This is a genomic window from Gilliamella sp. ESL0250 (assembly GCF_013345045.1).
Lineage (GTDB): Bacteria > Pseudomonadota > Gammaproteobacteria > Enterobacterales > Orbaceae > Gilliamella > Gilliamella apicola_H.
The window spans coordinates 54,857-74,504 of sequence record NZ_JAAEDV010000002.1; the positions used below are offsets into that span (position 1 = coordinate 54,857).

Here is a 19,648-nt window from a genome sequence, read left to right on the forward strand (position 1 = left end):
GTGGGAACGATAGTTGTGATATTAACTTAAAATAGCAAGTACCTCTTCAATACTTGTTGTGTTAACCAGTTTGGTAATAATGGCTTGATCATCAAGAGCATTAGTGAGTTTTGCAATGACATCAAGGTGTTCATTATTACGTGCAGCAATACCTATTATAATTTTCGCTTTGTCGTTGTCTTCTTCGCCAAATTGAACACCAGCTGGATATTGGCAAAATACGATGCCGGTTTTAATAACGTCGTTTTTTGATTCAATAGTACCATGTGGAACAGCTATTGATTCTCCTAAATAAGTGGACGTTAATTTTTCACGCGCTAACATTGCTTCAATGTAGGCAGGGGTAACATAACCATTATCGACCAATTTTTGCCCGGCAAAACGAATGGCTTCTTCTTTGTTTTTAGCGTTTAGCCCTAAAAAAATGTTTTGTTCTGATAATTTAAATAGGGGTGCATTATCAGTGGATTGGTTGCTGCTAGGTATCGTTTCACTTGCTAAACTACTCGCTTGTGAACTTAAAAGATCCGCAACCAATTGGCTATATAATTGACTGTCTAAAAAGTTGGTTAATGATATGTGATGTGCGTTTGGAGCGTGTTGTTTGGCTTGATCGGTTAAGTCTTTATGCGTGATAACTATGTCAACATCATTAGGAAGGTTATTGATTGCTAAATTAGTGACAAAAATATCGAGATTGGCATCTTGTACTTTTTTGCGTAACACACCTGCTCCCATAGCACTAGAGCCCATTCCTGCATCACAAGCCACAATGATTTTTTTCACTTTAGCTAAGTCAAGTATTCCATTTGTAATACCTTTTGATTCGTTTTTCATTGCAGAAACATTCGATTTTGCATCTTCAAGACTTTTGTCTGTCTCTTTGGTTGTTTTTAATAAAATCGCAGAAACGATAAAAGTAACCGTAGTTGCAGCAATGACAGAAAAAATTACGCCAAGCATAGATGATTTTGGTGTGACGGCAAGAACGGCAATGATTGAACCTGGTGATGCAGGTGAGCTTAACCCCGCTCCAAATAATGTTAAAGTAAATACGCCTGTCATTCCACCTAAAATAACCGCAATAATAAGACGTGGATTCATCAATACATAGGGGAAGTAAATTTCATGGATCCCACCAAAGAAGTGAATGATTGCTGCGCCACTGGCTGAACTTTTTGCTGATCCTTTACCAAAAAACATATAAGCGAGTAATAAACCTAAGCCAGGGCCAGGGTTGGCTTCGATTAAAAAGAAAATAGATTGAGAATGTTCAGCCGCTTGTTGAATACCTAATGGTGAGAATATACCGTGGTTAATGGCATTATTTAAGAAAAGGATCTTAGCGGGTTCAATAATGATCGATGTTAAAGGTAATAAATTATGCTCAACTAAGAAATTAACGGCAATAGTTAATTTACCAGATGCAATAACGACAGCAGGACCAATTGCGAAAAAAGCAAGCAACGCAAGTAGCATACCGATAATACCCGCTGAGAAATTATTGGCTAACATTTCAAAACCGCTTTTGATTTTACCGTCTACACTTTTATCAAATTGCTTTATTACCCAGCCAGCAAGTGGGCCGACGATCATTGCTCCTAAGAACATGGGAATATCTGAACCAACAATGACGCCCATTGTTGTGATTGCACCAACCACTGCACCTCGTTCACCGTGAACTAATTTACCACCAGTATAACCAATCAATAGTGGTAATAGGTAGGTAATCATAGGTCCAACTAGCTTGGCAATCGTTTCATTTGGATACCAGCCTGTTGGAATAAAAATAGCGGTAATAAATCCCCAAGCAATAAACGCGCCGATATTTGGCATTACCATATTACTTAAGAATCGCCCAAAATTTTGGACTTTCAATTTGATGTTTGAGGTTGTCATAATATTCATCTTTCCTTATTGATTGGTATAATCTTTATGCAGTTATTGTAGAGGGATTTTGTTATTCGATTCATCAAAAAAAATTGATAAGTGTGATGAATATCACATTGTTAAAACCATTCCATTTTTTATTTTTGTGATTAAGATCACATTTACTTGGTATAAAAAGCAAAGTTTTAAGTCCAATAGACTAAAACGTATGTTTTCCTGAAACTTATTTTACAAAATAAGTGAACTTTGCCAAACTTGTTAACAAAGCCTTGCGCCATGATAAAAAATCACTGGAAAACTTGTCACAGTAAAAATTTTAGTATTCGTTGATGTTATGTGAGAACTTTAGTTTTGATTACGATCTCAAAACCATACCATCAGTCCCCACATTTAATCTAGCGGGCTTTACTCCACGGTAACCGATTTTGCTAAATTACGAGGTTGATCAACATCAGTGCCTTTGAGCAAAGCAACATGATACGCCAGTAGTTGGGTGGGCACTGTGTAGTAGATTGGTGCGGTAAGTTCTTCAATATGGGGTAGATTGATGATGTGCATGGTGTCATCACTGACAAAACCCGCATCTTGCTCGGCAAAGACATACAGTTGACCGCCACGTGCTCGCACTTCTTCGATATTGGATTTTAGTTTTTCTAGCATTTCGTTGGTTGGTGCCATCACAATCACTGGCATATCCGCATCAATTAATGCAAGAGGGCCATGTTTGAGTTCACCTGCAGCATAAGCTTCGGCGTGGATGTAGGAGATTTCTTTGAGTTTTAACGAAGCTTCCATAGCAATTGGATATTCATCGCCCCTCCCTAAGAATAACGCATGATGCTTATCAACAAATTGCTCTGCTAATTTTTTAATTTGTGGTTCAGACATAAGCACTTGTTCAATGCGGTTTGGCAAGGTTTGTAAGGCGTGGACAATTGCTTGCTCGGTGCTTTGTGCCATATTATTTAAACGTCCTAATTTTGCAACTAGTAGCAATAAAACCGTTAATTGTGTGGTAAAGGCTTTAGTTGATGCAACACCAATTTCAACCCCTGCTTTGGTTAATAAAACGAAATCGGCTTCACGCACGAGTGTGGATGCCGCTACATTACAGATGGCAAGGGTACTTAAGTAATGGTTTTCTTTCGCCAATCGCAAGGCAGCTAGTGTATCTGCGGTTTCGCCTGATTGTGAAAGAGTAATAAATAGACTGTTTTTGCGACGGGCGGGGTTGCGGTAACGAAATTCTGAGGCAATTTCGACATCGCATGGTATACCTGCTAAGGCTTCAAACCAGTAGCGCGCCACCATACCGGCATTATAAGCGGTGCCACAGGCAACAATTTGCACATGCTCAACCTGCTTTAGTATATTTTTTGCATTATCGTCCAGTTCTGATAAATCCACTTTACCATGCGCCATACGACCTTCAAGGGTATTTTTAATCGCATTAGGTTGTTCGTAGATCTCTTTTTGCATATAGTGGCTATAGCCTGCTTTGCTACCCGCATCATATTTTGCATCAGACTCTATACATGGCCTTGTTACTTCATGATGATTCTTGTCTAAGATTGTCACTGTGCGGTGTGTGATAAGTGCGGTATCACCTTCTTCCAAATAGATAAATTGGCGGGTGACAGGTAATAGCGCTAATTGATCTGATGCGATAAAGTTCTCGCCTATGCCACAACCAATAACTAAAGGACTGCCGGAGCGCGTTGCAACTAATATCTCTGGGTTGCGCGTGTCCATAATGACTGTGCCATAAGCGCCTCGTAGTTGCGGGATAGCTTTTTGCACGGCGTCAAATAAGGAGCAATCTTCGGTTGATATAATGTCATGAATTAAGTGGGCAATAACCTCGGTATCGGTTTCTGAACGGAATTGGTAGCCTTTGGCGATCAGCTTTTCACGCAATGGTTCAAAATTTTCAATAATTCCATTATGCACGACAGCGATAAAGCCAGATACATGTGGGTGGGCGTTATGTTCAACTGGTTCACCATGGGTTGCCCATCGAGTATGCGCAATTCCGGTAGCTCCTTGTAGTGGATGTTTTGCAATGGCATCTTTTAGTGCTTGCACTTTGCCAACACGGCGAACGCGTTGCAGTTCGCCGTCTGGTGAAATAATTGCCAGTCCTGCTGAGTCATAACCACGATATTCTAATCGTTTTAGACCTTCTAATAATATTTCAGCAACATCACGTTTGGCGATAGCTCCCACGATTCCACACATAGTTTATTCCTCGTTAGTTAACTTTGTAGGTCGTTTCCAACCAGCAAGTTGTTTTTGTTTAACTCGACTTACAACCAATTCGTTATCATTTACATTATTGGTAACGGTTGTGCCTGCTGCAATAGTTGCACCTTTACCCACTTTTACCGGTGCAATCAATTGTGTGTCAGAACCGACAAACACATCATCTTCAATAATAGTTCTAAATTTATTGGCGCCATCATAATTACAAGTGATAGTGCCTGCACCAATGTTGACATTACTGCCGATTTCGCTGTCGCCAAGGTAGCTTAAGTGCCCAGCTTTGGTGGCTTTGCCCAGATGCGCTTTTTTTAATTCAACAAAATTGCCGACATGGGCTTGTTCGTCAAGTTGTGAGCCAGGTCGTAGGCGAGCAAAGGGACCGATAGTACACTGTTTAGCGATAGTTGAATCTTCAATAATGCTATACGGACTGATATTTGAGTTATCATCAATCGTGCAATTTTTTAAGATACAACCTGCACCAATAAATACGTTATTACCTAATGTGACATTGCCTTCAATAACCACGTTACAATCAATGGTGACATCTTTACCGTGCGAGAGTGTGCCACGTAAGTCAAAGCGATTTGGATCAAGCAGTGTCACACCAGCGAGTAATAAGTGTTGAGCTTGCTGATGTTGATATCGTCGTTCTAATGTTGCCAATTGCAGGCGATTATTGACACCTTCAACTTCAAATGGTTGTACTGGGTGCGAGGTTAATATGTCATAACCATCTTGGTGCGCAAAAGCAATAATGTCGGTTAAGTAAAACTCTTGTTGCGCATTATTGTTGGTTAAACGAGATAACCAATTTTTCAATAATTTGCCAGTAACGAGCATGATACCGGTGTTAATTTCATTGATTTTTTGTTGCTCAGGGGTGGCATCTTTTTGTTCCACAATGGCAACGACTTTACCGTTGTGGCGTTCAATGCGTCCATATCCAGTTGGATTATCGAGTATTACCGTCAATAATGCGATGCCTTGTTTGGGTTTGCTAGCAATTAAAGTTTGTAGCGTTTGAACCGATATAAGAGGTGTGTCGCCATATAAAATTAAGATATCTTCATCATCTTGAATATAAGGGATAGCTTGTTGAACAGCATGGCCAGTGCCGAGTTGTTCAGCTTGATAAATCAGCTGCACATGTTGATTTTTAAGTACATCTTCAAGCTGTGCTTTGCCATGTCCATAAACAATATTAATGCGGTTGGTATTTAGTTGTTGAACTGTATCAATAACATGTTGTAACATCGGTTTTTCGCCGATTTTATGTAAAACTTTAGGTAGGTTGGAATACATCCGTGTGCCTTTTCCTGCCGCCAAAATAATAGCACTCAGTTTTGGAGGTGAAATTGCCATAATCAGTTCCAGTCTGGTTAAATTAGCCTAATACTATAATCAAAGTTTTTAATGAAATCATCCACAATCTTTTAATTTTTATCATAAAAAAAGTAATATTGATATTTACCAATGGGTTTAACAAAAAAGGAGGTCATGTTATGAATTCCGTGATGAAAGTTTTATTACTCTATACCACACACGAAAAACAAACACTTAAGATTATGCAACGTATAAAATCGCGTCTTTATGGTAAATGTGAGTGCGACATTATTGAACTGCTACCCGATACTAAAATCGATCTAACTCAATACCAAGCAGCTTTATTGGGTTGTTCGATTCGTTATGGGTTTTATGGCAAAGTGATGAAAGCGTTTATTGATAAGCATTATCAGCAATTAAATAAGATGAAGTCTGGATTTTTTGGGGTAAATTTGGTGGCAAGAAAACCCAATAAAAATACGCCAGAAACGAATTTATACACCAAAAAATTCTTAGCTAAAATAGCATGGAAGCCAACCATTACTGCAGTTTTTGCTGGCGCGCTGTATTATCCACAATATAATTGGTTTGATCGCAATATGATCCGTTTGATTATGTGGTTAGGAAAGGGCGATACTGATGTGACAAAACCAATGATTGAATATACTGATTGGACAAAGGTAGATGAGTTTGCCGATCAGTTTTATGCTTAAATGCATAGTTTCCTGAAACTTTTTCACAAACAAATCGATATTTTTCTAAACTTATCAACTTTTCAAGTTCTTTTAAATAAACTTTGTGATATAGATCAACATTTCGGCTAAAAAGGTGTACAATACCGCGCCTATAGAATGTGTCTCCTAATTGGAATTTTAATTGTGATTGAAAATTTAAGAAATATTGCCATTATTGCCCACGTTGACCATGGTAAAACGACTTTGGTTGACAAGTTATTAAAACAGTCAGGTACGTTAGATAATCTACGTGGTGACGATAACGAACGTATCATGGACTCTAATGCGCTTGAAAAAGAACGTGGTATTACCATTTTAGCTAAAAATACCGCTATTGATTGGAATGGTTACCGAATTAATATCGTTGACACCCCAGGACATGCTGATTTTGGTGGTGAAGTTGAACGTGTTATGTCGATGGTTGATTCTGTACTATTGCTTGTTGATGCAATGGATGGACCAATGCCACAAACGCGTTTTGTAACGCAAAAAGCATTTGCTTATGGTTTAAAACCGATTGTAGTTATCAATAAAGTTGATCGTCCCGGTGCACGTCCTGATTGGGTTGTTGATCAAGTGTTCGATCTGTTTGTTAATTTAGGGGCTACTGATGAACAGTTAGATTTCCCTATCGTTTATGCTTCAGCATTAATGGGGATCGCAGGTTTAGATCATGAAAATATGGCTGAAGATATGACGCCATTATTTGAAGCGATTGTTAAATATGTTGAGCCTCCAAAAGTAGATTTAGACGGACCATTCCAAATGCAAATTTCTCAACTTGATTATAATAATTATGTTGGTGTTATTGGTATTGGTCGTATTAAACGTGGTCGCGTTAAACCAAATCAACAAGTAACTATCGTTGATAGTGAAGGTAATAAACGGACCGGCAAAGTAGGGCAAGTTCTTGGCCATTTAGGACTACAACGTTATGAAGCTGAAGTTGCCGAAGCTGGCGATATTATTGCATTAACGGGTCTTGGTGAACTCGGTATCTCCGATACAATTTGTGATAATAGCTGCGTTGAAGCATTACCTGCGTTAACTGTTGATGAACCAACTGTAACTATGTTCTTTAATGTCAATAGCTCACCATTTGCTGGTAAAGAGGGTAAATATGTCACTTCTCGTCAAATTCTTGAGCGTTTAAATAAAGAGCTTGTCCATAATGTTGCTCTTCGTGTCGAAGAAACGCCAGATCCCGATGCCTTTAGAGTCTCTGGTCGTGGTGAATTGCATTTGTCAGTACTCATCGAAAATATGCGCCGCGAAGGTTATGAGCTAGGGGTTTCTCGTCCTAAAGTTATCTTTAGAGAAATTGATGGTAAAAAACAAGAACCATTCGAACAAGTTACGCTTGATATTGAAGAACAACATCAAGGTTCAGTGATGGAAGCACTTGGTTTACGTAAAGGTGACCTAACAAATATGCTACCAGATGGTAAAGGTCGCGTACGTTTAGATTATGTCATTCCAAGCCGTGGGCTTATTGGTTTTAGAACTGAATTTATGACCATGACCTCAGGTACCGGTTTGCTTTATTCGACCTTTAGTCATTACGATGATGTTCGTCCAGGCGAAATTGGTCAACGTAATAATGGCGTAATGATTTCAAACGGTACCGGTAAAGCATTGGCTTATGCGCTATATGGCTTACAAGACCGTGGTAAATTATTCTTAGGTCATGGTGCTGAAGTTTATGAAGGTCAAATTATTGGTATTCATACTCGCTCAAACGATTTGACGGTTAACTGTCTAACCGGTAAAAAATTAACCAACATGCGAGCATCAGGTACCGATGAAGCAACAACACTTTCACCACCAATCAAAATGTCATTAGAACAAGCATTAGAGTTTATTGATGATGACGAATTAGTGGAGGTTACACCATTATCGATCCGTTTACGTAAACGTCATTTAACTGAAAATGATCGTAAACGTGCGTATAGAAGTGGTAATAAAGACTAGTGTAGTATTAATGCTACCGTAATACGAAAACCTCGCTGCTTAGCGAGGTCGACTTAATAACAAACCTCGATACAATTCGGGGTTTATTTTTTTTGCAAAAAATAAGCTTTTTAATTTTCGTCTATTTTGATAATAAACGATATTGTTTTCAATGTGCTCAATGAGAACGCTAAAAGCTATTTTTTCCCTGCGACTGGTCTATTCTTTTTATCATTTTTTATAATTTAAGGAAAATAACCGTTGATGTTGTACAAGTATTTTGTACAATGTTTGCGGATTAATTAAGTTTTCAATGAGGAAATATTATGAGGCATATTAGTTATTCAGCAGCGAGAGCAAATTTATCAGCAAAAATGGATGAAGTTGTAAATGACAGAATGCCAACTATTATTACACGTCAGAATGGAGATAATTGTGTCTTAATGTCATATGAAGAATATTCATCTTTAGAAGAAACAGCACGCTTATATCGTTCGCCTGCAAATACAGCTCATTTGTTGCGTTCATTAGAACAAATTAATAGTGGAAAATTGCAAGAGCATGAGTTGAACGATGAATAAATTATTTTCTGATGAGTCTTGGAGTGATTATCTATATTGGCAGAAAACTGATAAAAAAATGATTAAACGCATCAATGAACTTCTTAAAGATATTAGCAGAACACCATTTTCTGACCTAGGTAAGCCCGAAAGCCTAAAGTTTAATTTATCTGGCTATTGGTCAAGAAGGATTGATAGTGAACATAGATTAGTTTATAAAATTGAAAATAATTGCATTATTATTCTATCGTGTCGTTATCATTATTGAAACTAGAAAGTAGCCAACAAAGTTGGCTCAGATTGTTGAACCCCGCTATTTAGCGAGGTTTTTTTTGGCTTTTACTCTGGCAATGGCGTCAGCTATTGACTGTTTACGATCAGTGGGGGTGCTGATCTTGTTTGTCGTCGGCATAGTGCCTGGAAACAAAATGGTTGGTGGAACTAACTGATTATGGCCTAATCGCTGTTGCTTTTTCTGAGTTAGCGCTAACTCTTCTGATTCATTCAATACGCGGCCTAACGTACTTAATGTAATACAGTCTGTTGGGCAAGTATTGATACAATTACTACACGAAGTACATAACTGTGGCAGTATTGTGTGCAATACTTGTTTGCTACCGACAATAGCATCAGTTGGGCAAACACGGATGCATTTGCCACAGCCAATACAGTTTTCTTCGTCAATAAATGCTTTATATTGTTGTTGGGTTTGCATAATCACTTCTTGCATTAACTTAAACCTACAATATTACCATCTTTGTCAATATCAATTTGTCTATAAGCTGGATTAGTGCCTAGTCCTGGCATGGTCATTACATTACCAGCATAAACACGAATAAAACCAGCACCAGCAGATATCGCTAAGTGACTAATATCAACATCAAAATCGGTAGGGACATTTTTTAGATTGGCATCAGCACTAATTGACATGGGGGTTTTAGCAATACAAAGAGGCAAATGATCGAGTTTTAATGCTTCGATCTCTTTGATATTTTCCAGTGCTTGTGCTGATAAATTAGCTTTGTTGGCACCGTATTTTTTTACCATAGTTTGGATTTTATCAGCAAGTGACATGTTGTCAGGATAAGGTAATTTGATCTCACTTGGCATATCACATGCTTTGATAATATGCTCAGCCAGTTTTTCTGCGCCTTTACCGCCTTGAGTGAAAACTTCACTCACTTCACAAGCAAACGCCCCATGCTTAATGGCATATTTTTGTAAAAAGGCTAGTTCTTCTTCACTGTCGTGTGGAAAGCGGTTAATAGCAACAATCACTTGTAGCCCATAACTTTTAGCATTGTTGATATGCCATGCTAAATTAGCCGCACCAATTTCAAGCAGCTCCACATTAGATTCTGAGATTTCTTTTGGAATCGCTTGCCCTGGTTTGATATTATATTTACCGCTGTTAGATTTTAAGCTACGAACCGTTGCAACAAGCACCACACATGAGGCTTTTATTCCTGCTTGGCGATATTTAATATTAAAGAATTTTTCCATGCCCATATCTGAGCCAAAACCAGCTTCGGTTACGACATAATCGGCAAGTTGTAAAGCAATGCGATCGGCAATGACTGATGAGTTGCCATGGGCAATATTAGCAAAAGGTCCTGCATGAATAAGTACCGGCGTATTTTCAACTGTTTGCATCAGGTTTGGATTAATCGCATTTTTAAGTAACACTGTCATAGCGCCCGCAACTTCAAGTTGTTCCGCGGTAATCGCTTCGCCTTGAGTATTATAAGCTAAAATAATACGCCCAATGCGCGTGCGCATATCGTGCAAATCTGAGGCTAATGCTAAAATTGCCATAAGTTCTGACGCTGCAGTAATCTCAAAGCCATCTTGACGTGTAATGCCATTAACACCACCACCGACACCAACGGTAATCTTACGAAGTGCACGATCATTATGATCCATCACACGTTTCCACTCAATACGATTTACATCGATATTAAGACGCGGCAAGCCCGTTTGTGCGGTAAATTCATCGCCCAAGCGTTCTTCATGATAAAGGCGCGAATCTAATGCGGCTGATGCCAAATCATGGGCGGCGGTAATAGCGTGAATATCACCAGTTAAATGTAGATTTAAGGTTTCCATTGGCAATACTTCGGCTTGACCACCGCCAGCAGCACCACCTTTTACACCAAATACAGGGCCTAAACTTGGTTGACGGATACAAGCAATGGCTTTTTTTCCAATATAATTTAAGCCTTCACTTAGCCCGATAGTATTCACCGTTTTTCCCTCACCAAGTGGAGTTGGCGTGATAGCGGTAACTAACACCAATTTGCCGTTAGGTTTGCTTTGGTTGGCTTTAAGAATGGATAAATCGATTTTTGCCACGTGTTTGCCATAAGGCAGGATAAATTCTTCTGGAATGTTGCATTGTTTAGCGATTTCAGTAATTGGGCGTAAAGGCATATTAGTTCTCATCTAACAATAAATTGGACTATCAGTATAAATAATTTAAATAGCCGAATAAAGCGACAATTTTATCTTTATTGATTTTCGGCACAAGTCGCAATTATCTTGTTATAATAACTTAATACATTCAATAAAAGGAAAATAGTTAAATGAATTGGTTTTCTGAGTATTCACTTTTTTTAGCTGAAACAGCAACAGTTGTTATTGCAATTTTAGCGGTACTTATTTTTATATTAAGCCAACGCCGTAAGTCAGCAACGGTGGCAGGACGTTTGTCAGTCAAAGACATTAGTCAAGAATATGAGCAAGTTAAAGATGATATGTTAATGTCAAGTATGGACGAACTAGAAGCTAAGCTGTTTATGAAAGATCTTAAAAAACAGAAAAAACTTGAAAAGAAACAGGCAAAATTAGCGGCTAAACAAAAAAAGAAACAAGTTAACAAGCAAAAAAACTCTGACGAACAGTCAACGCTAGATAATACAACGCAGCTAGCAGAAAGTAATACCGATCAGCAAGCAAAACCAAAATTGTTTGTATTGTCTTTCAACGGCAGTATGGATGCGCATGAAGTTGAAGAATTACGTCAAGAAATTACCGCTGTATTGGCTGTTATTAAACCAGAGGATAAAGTTGTGGTTAAGCTTGAAAGCCCTGGCGGGGTAGTCCATGGCTATGGGCTTGCTGCATCCCAGCTATTACGGTTTAGACAGCGTGATATTCCTTTTACCGCAGTTGTTGATAAAGTTGCGGCAAGTGGTGGGTATATGATGGCATGTACTGCTAATAAAATTGTGGCAGCGCCATTTGCCATTGTGGGGTCTATTGGTGTGGTTGCACAAATTCCTAACTTTAATCGTTTACTTAAAAAACATGATGTGGATATTGAGTTACAAACAGCAGGTGCATATAAACGTACGTTAACCATGTTTGGCGAAAACACCGAAGAAGGTCGCCAAAAATTCAAACAGGAATTAGAAGAAACTCATCTTTTATTTAAAGATTTTGTTAAAGAGTATCGTCCAAACGTGGATATCGAACAAGTTGCCACTGGCGAGCACTGGTTTGCGACGCAAGCCAAAGATAAAGGCTTAGTTGACGAAATTAGCACTAGTGATGACTTTATTTTATCTCATTTAAAAACACATAAAATTATCGCTGTTAGTTATCAACGCAAGCAAAAACTATCAGAAAGAATTTCGAAAAACGTCGTAAAAAGTGTCGAAAAATTATTTTTTAGACAAGGAAATGGGCTGTAATAGCCCTTTTTTGATTAAGAAAAATTTTTCGATTTGATCTTTCGTAGTTAATTATACAGGCAGTCATAATTAGCTGCCGTATATTGTTGTGGTTTTTGCATTGTCTAAAATCGTTTGATAATAATTGAAGTATTTATTCCACCAAATGCAAAATTGTTGGTTTGAAAATATTCAATATCTAATTTTCGACCTGTCCCAACTAAATAGTCAAGGTCACCACATGCAGGATCAATATTATTCAGATTAATTGTTGGATTGAACCAACCCGAGTGCATCATTTCAAGTGTTAGCCAGGCTTCTACGGCGCCACATGCTCCAAGAGTATGCCCGAAATAACTTTTTAACGATGAGATAGGAGTTTTATTGCCAAATATTTCGGCAGTTGCATTACTTTCGGCAATATCACCACGATTGGTTGCGGTGCCATGAGCACTGATGTAACCTATATTTTCAGGCGATAGATTAGCTTTTTTTAATGCTTGCTCCATGCATATTTTCATAGTTTCTTTACGTGGTTGAGTGATATGGCTAGCATCACAATTAGTCATAAAACCGACGATTTCGCCATATATTTTTGCTCCTCGCGCCTTTGCGTGCTCATATTCTTCAAGAATCAAAGCGCCAGCTCCTTCACCAATTACTAAACCGTCGCGATTTTTGTCAAATGGGCGAGGGGAACTTTTTGGACTATCATTCTTTTGACTGGTAGCAAATAAAGTATCAAATACTGCTGCTTCTGAGGGACATAATTCTTCTGCACCACCAGCAACCATTGCTGTTTGCATACCATATTTGATTGCTTCATAAGCATAACCAATAGCTTGACTACCTGATGTGCAAGCGCTAGAAGTCGTAATAACTCGTCCTTTCAATCCAAAAAATAATCCAGTATTGACAACAGTAGTATGTGGCATCATTTGTACGTAAGTTGTAGCTGTAATATTGTTGGTATGTTTTTCATTTAGCATTGTTGCAAATGAAGCAACTGGTTGTGTACTACCTGTTGAAGAACCAAAAGCAATTCCTGTTTCACCATTTGCAATAATTGGATCATCAAGTAGCCCCGCTTTTTCAAGGGCTATTTCTGTTGCCTTAGTCGATAATAGGGATACTCTTCCCATGGAGCGTATTTTTTTTCGGGTATAATGCTCAGGGACGGTAAAATTATCGATAGGTGCACCTAATTTTGTGTGCAATCCATCATATATTTCCCATTCGGGCATATATCTCACTGCGTTTTCTAATTTTTTTAACTTTTCTTGTATAGTAATCCAGTCATTACCAAATGCTGTAACACCACCCATCCCTGTTATGACAACTCTTTTAGTCATATCATCCCTCCGTTGATTGAAATTACTTGGCGTGTTATATATCCCGCTATATCAGACATCAAATAACTTGCTAATCCCGCCACTTCATTCACTTGTCCCATGCGTTTTAATGGTATTATTTTCATTGCTTCTTGTAATGCAATAGGTTCCATATCTAATATACCCGTATCAATTAAACCAGGTGCAATACAATTTACTGTGATTTTACGTTTAGCAAGCTCAAGCGCTAGAGCTTTGCTTGCTCCAATTAAACCGGCTTTTGCAGCACTATAATTAACTTGCCCACGATTACCCATCAAACCAGAAATTGAAGATATCACAATAATCCGTCCGCCGTTACGAAGTCCTATCATTGGCATAATGCAAGGATGCAAAACATTGTAAAAACTGTCAAGATCGGTATGAATGACATTATTCCAATCATCGTCGGTTAAAGCTGGGAAAGCACCATCACGGATGATACCTGCATTATTTACAACACCATAATATGCGCCATGAAGTTCGATATCAGCTTCAATGGTTTGTTTACATTGTATACGATTACTTACATCAAATTGTATTAATCGAGCCGTACCGCCTGTTTTTTCAATATCATTTTTTGTCTCAATCGCACCTTGTTTATCATTATGGTAGTGAACTACAATTGCAAAGCCATCTTGTGAAAGTTTGCAAGCAATAGCTTTGCCAATTCCTTTACTGGCGCCAGTTACCAGGATTGTTCGTTTCATTTCTTTTCTTCTCCTAATCGATTTTGGCCAAATAAATAATCTAATTCAGTTTGATCGGGTTCATAAACATTGAGTTTTCCTGAAACGACACATTGATCGTCGATCTTTATTTGACAATCGAAATTAGCTAGTTTGGTATCAAAAAGAACCAAGTTTGCATGTATAATCAAATTGCTGTAGTGGGGAAAGGTTGGTAATGATGTTTTGATTGATCTTCCACCTAATAACATACCTAATTGTGGTTTTTTATTGTTAATAATACCATGGTATCCATTCCATACACCAATGGTTTGAGCCATTAATTCAATGGTATATAAATTGGGTAATTCATTATTTTCGTTTAAAAAAGGTGCCAGAATACCATTTTTATTAACTTGAACACTACAGATGCATTGTTCATCATCAATTAAATGAACTTTTTCTACCATGACCATTGGTTTTTCATGAGGTAAATAATAAATCGCTGGGTAATATTGCATTATATTTTTCCAATAATTAGAGATGCATTGTTACCACCAAATGCAAAAGAATTTGACATTATAACTGGAGCATTTAATGTCATGCGATTTGTAACAATATTGATTTTGTCGAGAGTTTCATCAAATGGTGAGATTGAAAAATCCTGTTGTGGTAAATAAATATCTTGGTGAAGTAATAAGGTGCTAATGGCTAATTCTGTCGCTGCAGCACTACCTAAAGTATGACCGGTAAGATGTTTAGTTGAGCTACATGGTGGTAAATTTCGATTGAATAGGCGATAAACAGCTTTACTTTCTGCAAGATCATTCAATATTGTTGCTGTTCCATGAAGGTTGATATAACCAATGTCATTGGTCGTTAATTTTGCATCATTTAAAGCTGCATACATTGCTTTTTCAGCCCCTAATCCTTCTGGATGGGGTGATGAAATATGATGTGCATCGGATGATTCCCCAGTACCTAAAATAGCGATATTGCTTGTTTCTTCTTTGGTAAGTAAAAATATAGCGCTTGCTTCGCCAATATTAATTCCATTTCGGTTTTGTGCAAAAGGCATACATGGACTTGCCGAAAGTGATTCAAGCGCATTAAATCCATTAATTGGCATTCGGCTTAGGCTATCTGCCCCTCCAACAATTGCTGCATCAACTATGCCTGACTCAATCAATCTTTTACCACTAATAATTGCTTTAGCACTAGATGTGCAGGCTGTTGATATTGTGTAACTAGGGCCTTTTAAACCAAGCAAAGCTGTTAAAAAGCACGATGGATCACCTAACTCTTGTTGATTATAAGAAAAGGATTGCAAATGACTATGTTTTTGTAGGTAATGTTTTAAATTGACATCCCCTTCATGAATACCCGAGGTGCTTGTCCCCATAATAATTGCTATTCGTTTATTTCCGTGGCGTAAAATAGCATCATCAATTTCTGATTGAATTTGTAAGTAAGCTCCATACAGTAATCGGTTATTCCGTGTTGCATATTGCGACAAATGTTTAGGTATTTTAGGTAAATCAGTTTTGACTTTACCTAGCCATGTTTTTTGGTTGTTTAGTAACCAACCGCTTTCTTCAATTAAACAATGAGATGCACAATATAGTTTAAGTAGCTTCTGTTTAATTTCATTTATAGAATTACCTAAAGTATTGATTGCCCCAAGAGCTGTAATATAAATCATTTATTTTGTATCCATACTTTGTATTGCGATTTTATAACCAAATATATGATGCTTAATTTGAGTCGGTTTTCTTATCTTAGCAGATGGTTGTTCTGCATAGGCTATATCAATTATGATTTCTTGTTTATTATTGATCAATGTTCTATGTAATTCGCTATCAATGAGTTGCCAACCTGCGGGTAACACGGTCTGCCACTCTTTTATAGGTAAAATACTTAGCATAATATCAGATAAAACTTGTTCAGGCGCCGGTAGCTCTTTAATAAAAATATTGTGTTTTGTTTTTACTAGCTTTCCATCATAGTCAATTTCAAATAACTTGAAGCCTAGAGCAGAAAGACCAATTACTTTTAATTGGTTGTTGTTAATATCGACTATGGCAATAATTGAGTTTTCCAGATCATTATATTTAAATTTTAATAGTTGTTGATCATGATAATGTTGTTTTATATTTATTATTGGAAGATTAATTTTAACTTCTCTGGTGAGCCATGCTTGAGATTGTGTTTTATTTGCACAGCCAGCTACTAATATCACTAACATCATTATGGTTAAAACTAAATATTTTTTCATTATGTATTACCTATTCTGAATTTTTTATGATTTTTCTTAATAATTTATGTGTTTTTTATAGCTAATGGTGCAAATATAAAGGCGGCAAAAATGCCACTTGTTAACACTATTCCAAAACACATTATGGCATTTGTGTGGCTAATTATCAGTAGTCCAAAGGATAATAAGGTTGTTAGAGCTGCCATTGTAACTGCTAATAAGGCACTTTTGGTTTGGCATTTATAATTACCTAAAAAGAGACTATAGTCGATACCAATACCAATGACAAGAATGAGTGCTAACATTGAAAATAGATTCAATGGTTGGTGAATGATGCCATGTACAGATAGAGCAACTCCAATTGATAGTAATGTCGGTAGGGTGCTTTTTAATGCTGTAATTAAGCCATATTTGCGATTGTAGAAAATAAAGCAGATACAGATAACAATTACCGCACCTGTAATTAATTGAGATAAGTGTATTCTATAGTTGGTAAACATATTATTAAATTCAGTATGGCGATCAAGCCAATAGATGCCATTATTTATTTGTGATAATGCATTGATCTCGCTTAATTGTTTAACGTTACCAATAGGTATTAATGTTGCACTTTTACCGTTTGGTAGTGATAGCCATAGTAAATTTTGCCCTTGACTAATTTCGCTTTTTACCCAGATTTCTGGTGTGATAAAACTGTTTGAATCTTCAGTATCTGGTACTTTAACATTGATACCTATTTGTTTGAGCGAAGATAAAATTTCAGGTGTATATTTGTTTATTAAAGCAATATTATGTTGTTGTTTTTCAATTGAGGGTAAAGTAATGGTTTGATATTGTTGAAAGACACCACGCTGTTTTGCTTGTTCTAATTTTGGCAGAAACGATTCAAGCCGTTGTAATGTTTGTTCTGCTGTATCACCAAATACGATAAACCATTTTTGATCCGAGGATTGGTGAGTAATATTTATTATATCTTGCTCTTCTTTTTGGATATCAGCAGGTAAAGCTTGTAACTTGCTGATATCATCATCAATTTCTAAATTATTAAAACCATAACTAATAAATACTATTGCAACTGATAAAGTTATCCATTGCATATTTTTATTTTTCCACAATTTAAGCCAAAAGGTGAAGAAGCGATGTCCGACATTTTGGCGTACAGGTATTTTCTTTACTAAGAAAGGATACCAGCAAGTGACAGTTAAAAAGGCGCCAATTAAACCAAATACAGCAAAAATAGATAGCTGTTTTAACCCTGAGAATGGTGCAATTAACAAAATAAGATAAGCAATAAAACTGGTGCACAATGCGATAGTTAAGGTTGATATTAGTTTTTTTAAACTGACATAAGGTGATTCATTATTGCCATGAAGTAATCGTTCAGTTAGATAATGTAATGAATAATCAATGGTTATTCCAATTACGCTAGTACTCATTACTAACGTCATAACGTGAATTTCGCCAAATATCATTAATACTGCGACTAATCCACAAACAATACCAATTAAAATTGATAATAGAGAAAGAAGAATAGGAGTAATAGAGCGAAATACAGCAATTATCAATACAATAATACCGATGATTGAAAGGCTTCCTATTGTGGAAATATCTTTTTTAGCTTCAATACTTGCATTATCGCTGTAGAAAAGCACACCTCGCTTTAATATTTCTGTCCCGGGATAATTTGTTTTTAATTGTTCACTTAATGTTTCCAGCGCGGTAACGATTTGGTGTGATTGGTTTAAATCAAATGAAGAACCATTAAGCTGAGCATAAATCATGTACCATACATTACCTTGTTTATCTTGACCTGTTAACCAATTATTTTTAATGGTTAGATTTCCCGTATTGCTAAGTTGTTTTAATTGCGAGGCGCGAGTAAGTAGTAACGGATCTTTATTCAGTTCTGTTGCACTTATTCCACTAAATGGTGAGTATATTTGGCTTTGAATCCAAGCAAAATGTTTATGTGTTTTTAACCTTTCAATCGTATTTTCATCCATTAACTGATAACGATATTTATAAGCAAATTCTCCCCAATTTTTTTGAAATTGATCATCAAAATGTCCATTAATTTGATTAAAAATGGAAAGTTTTTGTAAGTGATGATACCACCAGTTTACTGGCTCTAAATTATTGGGATTGGTGGGTTTAATTAACCAAACAAGTTGTTTATCAAGCCTATCTTGGAAGCCATTAATAAGTTCAGTTGGAACATGGTTAGTTTGTTCCTTAGGTAGTAAGGATAAAACGCTACTATTGAGTTTACTGTTAGAAATAAGGTAGCAGGCAGCTAACAGTAAGCAAATAACAGTAATAACCCATAAAATTGCTTTATGTTTAAGTTTTATTATCTTATTTGAATAGCAATTGTTCATGTTTTGTTAGTTTTGATGTTTTGTGATTTTTAAATGTAATTAAAGTTTTATCGTTTTGTTTATCATCTATAGTGATAGTTTGTAGGTATGTGTTACCGTTTAATATTATTTGTTTAAAAATTTTATTTAACGGAGCATTTTTGGGCGTAAGTATAAGCGTCCATTGTTGATTTTTTTCTGACAGTATTACGTCAAAATTATTTTCTAGTATTTGCTTATCAGCAGTAAAAATTGCTGTTAATAAATGATTAAATTGAAATAGCTGAGGTTGGCTCTCCGCAGTAATTATTTGAGGTTGTTGTTCGTCGATACTTTGTTCCATTCGCTGTTGATTCATTTTTAACGTCATGGTAAAAGGTGTTTGTTGGTGCCACCATAATCCTAAATTTTGAGAAATAATCATTTTTCCTGTTGAATGTAATGGAGTTGATAGCCCATTTATGTAACGCGCTTGTATAAAATCAGCACGAATAATATTCTGTTTATTAAATTGTTGTTGTAAATCTTCTAGGGTAATTGAATAGGTCAATGTGGAAAAGCACATAACCATTATGGTAATTGCCGTGACTAAGTATTTCTTCATTT

General features: G+C 36.8%; 16 protein-coding genes and 1 pseudogene. 5 read left to right on the forward strand and 12 right to left on the reverse strand.

The window, feature by feature from the left end; translation table 11 throughout:
• Positions 1 to 21: 21 nt before the first annotated feature.
• The 3 genes from GYY69_RS02045 to glmU all read right to left on the reverse strand — a co-directional run bounded on the left by GYY69_RS02045 (position 22) and on the right by glmU (position 5,517).
• Positions 22 to 1,899, reverse strand: a complete 1,878-nt coding sequence (locus GYY69_RS02045) for a PTS mannitol transporter subunit IICBA (RefSeq protein WP_174796381.1) — start codon at positions 1,897 to 1,899, stop codon at positions 22 to 24.
• Between the two features lie 396 nt (positions 1,900 to 2,295).
• Complete coding sequence (gene glmS, locus GYY69_RS02050) at positions 2,296 to 4,128, reverse strand: glutamine--fructose-6-phosphate transaminase (isomerizing) (protein ID WP_174796196.1); 1,833 nt, start codon at positions 4,126 to 4,128, stop codon at positions 2,296 to 2,298.
• Positions 4,129 to 4,131: 3 nt separating this feature from the next.
• The gene (glmU, locus tag GYY69_RS02055; protein ID WP_174796197.1) at positions 4,132 to 5,517 is read right to left on the reverse strand and encodes a bifunctional UDP-N-acetylglucosamine diphosphorylase/glucosamine-1-phosphate N-acetyltransferase GlmU; all 1,386 of its coding nucleotides are present in this window, start codon (positions 5,515 to 5,517) and stop codon (positions 4,132 to 4,134) included.
• A 152-nt stretch (positions 5,518 to 5,669) separates the two neighbouring features.
• Here glmU and hemG point away from each other — a divergent pair, with 152 nt between their 5' ends.
• The 4 genes from hemG to GYY69_RS02075 all read left to right on the forward strand — a co-directional run bounded on the left by hemG (position 5,670) and on the right by GYY69_RS02075 (position 8,990).
• Positions 5,670 to 6,191: a menaquinone-dependent protoporphyrinogen IX dehydrogenase gene (gene hemG / locus GYY69_RS02060; RefSeq protein ID WP_174796382.1), complete on the forward strand. Its 522-nt coding sequence runs from the start codon at positions 5,670 to 5,672 to the stop codon at positions 6,189 to 6,191.
• 165 nt (positions 6,192 to 6,356) lie between these two features.
• Positions 6,357 to 8,183, forward strand: a complete 1,827-nt coding sequence (typA, locus tag GYY69_RS02065) for a ribosome-dependent GTPase TypA (protein ID WP_174796198.1) — start codon at positions 6,357 to 6,359, stop codon at positions 8,181 to 8,183.
• A 305-nt stretch (positions 8,184 to 8,488) separates the two neighbouring features.
• Positions 8,489 to 8,743, forward strand: coding sequence for a type II toxin-antitoxin system prevent-host-death family antitoxin (locus tag GYY69_RS02070; protein WP_174796199.1), 255 nt, complete (start codon positions 8,489 to 8,491; stop codon positions 8,741 to 8,743).
• The gene (locus GYY69_RS02075) at positions 8,736 to 8,990 is read left to right on the forward strand and encodes a Txe/YoeB family addiction module toxin (protein ID WP_174796200.1); all 255 of its coding nucleotides are present in this window, start codon (positions 8,736 to 8,738) and stop codon (positions 8,988 to 8,990) included. Before GYY69_RS02070 ends, GYY69_RS02075 begins: the two co-directional genes overlap by 8 nt.
• A gap of 45 nt (positions 8,991 to 9,035) precedes the next feature.
• Here GYY69_RS02075 and GYY69_RS02080 read toward each other — a convergent pair.
• Together GYY69_RS02080 and GYY69_RS02085 are read right to left on the reverse strand one after the other, a co-directional pair.
• Positions 9,036 to 9,425, reverse strand: a pseudogene (locus GYY69_RS02080) (RnfABCDGE type electron transport complex subunit B); the annotation flags it as partial.
• A gap of 26 nt (positions 9,426 to 9,451) precedes the next feature.
• A complete protein-coding gene (locus GYY69_RS02085) occupies positions 9,452 to 11,164 on the reverse strand; it encodes a formate--tetrahydrofolate ligase (protein ID WP_174796202.1) in 1,713 nt (570 codons plus the stop codon).
• A gap of 140 nt (positions 11,165 to 11,304) precedes the next feature.
• On the opposite strand from GYY69_RS02085, the gene sohB reads away from it, so the two are divergent.
• Complete coding sequence (gene sohB, locus GYY69_RS02090; protein WP_174796203.1) at positions 11,305 to 12,414, forward strand: protease SohB; 1,110 nt, start codon at positions 11,305 to 11,307, stop codon at positions 12,412 to 12,414.
• A gap of 104 nt (positions 12,415 to 12,518) precedes the next feature.
• Here sohB and GYY69_RS02095 read toward each other — a convergent pair whose 3' ends face one another.
• The 7 genes from GYY69_RS02095 to GYY69_RS02125 are packed head-to-tail and all read right to left on the reverse strand — an operon-like array spanning position 12,519 to position 19,646.
• The gene (locus GYY69_RS02095) at positions 12,519 to 13,745 is read right to left on the reverse strand and encodes a beta-ketoacyl-ACP synthase (protein ID WP_174796204.1); all 1,227 of its coding nucleotides are present in this window, start codon (positions 13,743 to 13,745) and stop codon (positions 12,519 to 12,521) included.
• The gene (locus GYY69_RS02100) at positions 13,742 to 14,473 is read right to left on the reverse strand and encodes a 3-ketoacyl-ACP reductase FabG2 (RefSeq protein ID WP_174796205.1); all 732 of its coding nucleotides are present in this window, start codon (positions 14,471 to 14,473) and stop codon (positions 13,742 to 13,744) included. Before GYY69_RS02100 ends, GYY69_RS02095 begins: the two co-directional genes overlap by 4 nt.
• On the reverse strand, positions 14,470 to 14,952 hold the full coding sequence (locus tag GYY69_RS02105; RefSeq protein ID WP_194240585.1) for an ApeP family dehydratase: 483 nt from the start codon (positions 14,950 to 14,952) through the stop codon (positions 14,470 to 14,472). Before GYY69_RS02105 ends, GYY69_RS02100 begins: the two co-directional genes overlap by 4 nt.
• Entirely contained in the window at positions 14,952 to 16,133 is a 1,182-nt protein-coding gene (locus tag GYY69_RS02110) for a beta-ketoacyl-[acyl-carrier-protein] synthase family protein (RefSeq protein WP_174796206.1), read from the reverse strand. Before GYY69_RS02110 ends, GYY69_RS02105 begins: the two co-directional genes overlap by 1 nt.
• Complete coding sequence (locus GYY69_RS02115) at positions 16,134 to 16,706, reverse strand: DUF3261 domain-containing protein (RefSeq protein ID WP_174796207.1); 573 nt, start codon at positions 16,704 to 16,706, stop codon at positions 16,134 to 16,136.
• Positions 16,707 to 16,750: 44 nt separating this feature from the next.
• Positions 16,751 to 19,063 (reverse strand): MMPL family transporter, encoded by a 2,313-nt coding sequence (locus tag GYY69_RS02120; protein ID WP_174796208.1) that lies wholly within the window; start codon positions 19,061 to 19,063, stop codon positions 16,751 to 16,753.
• Positions 19,041 to 19,646, reverse strand: coding sequence for an outer membrane lipoprotein carrier protein LolA (locus tag GYY69_RS02125; protein ID WP_174796209.1), 606 nt, complete (start codon positions 19,644 to 19,646; stop codon positions 19,041 to 19,043). Before GYY69_RS02125 ends, GYY69_RS02120 begins: the two co-directional genes overlap by 23 nt.
• Between the last annotated feature and the right edge of the window lie 2 nt (positions 19,647 to 19,648).

Coding starts and splice junctions, on each gene's coding strand:
- GYY69_RS02075 (WP_174796200.1), top strand. CDS start 8,736: ATGAATAAATTATTTTCTGATGAGTCTTGGAGTGATTATCTATATTGG.
- GYY69_RS02095 (WP_174796204.1), bottom strand. CDS start 13,745: ATGACTAAAAGAGTTGTCATAACAGGGATGGGTGGTGTTACAGCATTT.
- GYY69_RS02120 (WP_174796208.1), bottom strand. CDS start 19,063: ATGAACAATTGCTATTCAAATAAGATAATAAAACTTAAACATAAAGCA.
- hemG (WP_174796382.1), top strand. CDS start 5,670: ATGAAAGTTTTATTACTCTATACCACACACGAAAAACAAACACTTAAG.
- glmS (WP_174796196.1), bottom strand. CDS start 4,128: ATGTGTGGAATCGTGGGAGCTATCGCCAAACGTGATGTTGCTGAAATA.
- GYY69_RS02070 (WP_174796199.1), top strand. CDS start 8,489: ATGAGGCATATTAGTTATTCAGCAGCGAGAGCAAATTTATCAGCAAAA.
- GYY69_RS02105 (WP_194240585.1), bottom strand. CDS start 14,952: ATGCAATATTACCCAGCGATTTATTATTTACCTCATGAAAAACCAATG.
- GYY69_RS02115 (WP_174796207.1), bottom strand. CDS start 16,706: ATGAAAAAATATTTAGTTTTAACCATAATGATGTTAGTGATATTAGTA.
- glmU (WP_174796197.1), bottom strand. CDS start 5,517: ATGGCAATTTCACCTCCAAAACTGAGTGCTATTATTTTGGCGGCAGGA.
- GYY69_RS02110 (WP_174796206.1), bottom strand. CDS start 16,133: ATGATTTATATTACAGCTCTTGGGGCAATCAATACTTTAGGTAATTCT.
- sohB (WP_174796203.1), top strand. CDS start 11,305: ATGAATTGGTTTTCTGAGTATTCACTTTTTTTAGCTGAAACAGCAACA.
- GYY69_RS02100 (WP_174796205.1), bottom strand. CDS start 14,473: ATGAAACGAACAATCCTGGTAACTGGCGCCAGTAAAGGAATTGGCAAA.
- GYY69_RS02045 (WP_174796381.1), bottom strand. CDS start 1,899: ATGACAACCTCAAACATCAAATTGAAAGTCCAAAATTTTGGGCGATTC.
- GYY69_RS02125 (WP_174796209.1), bottom strand. CDS start 19,646: ATGAAGAAATACTTAGTCACGGCAATTACCATAATGGTTATGTGCTTT.
- GYY69_RS02085 (WP_174796202.1), bottom strand. CDS start 11,164: ATGAGAACTAATATGCCTTTACGCCCAATTACTGAAATCGCTAAACAA.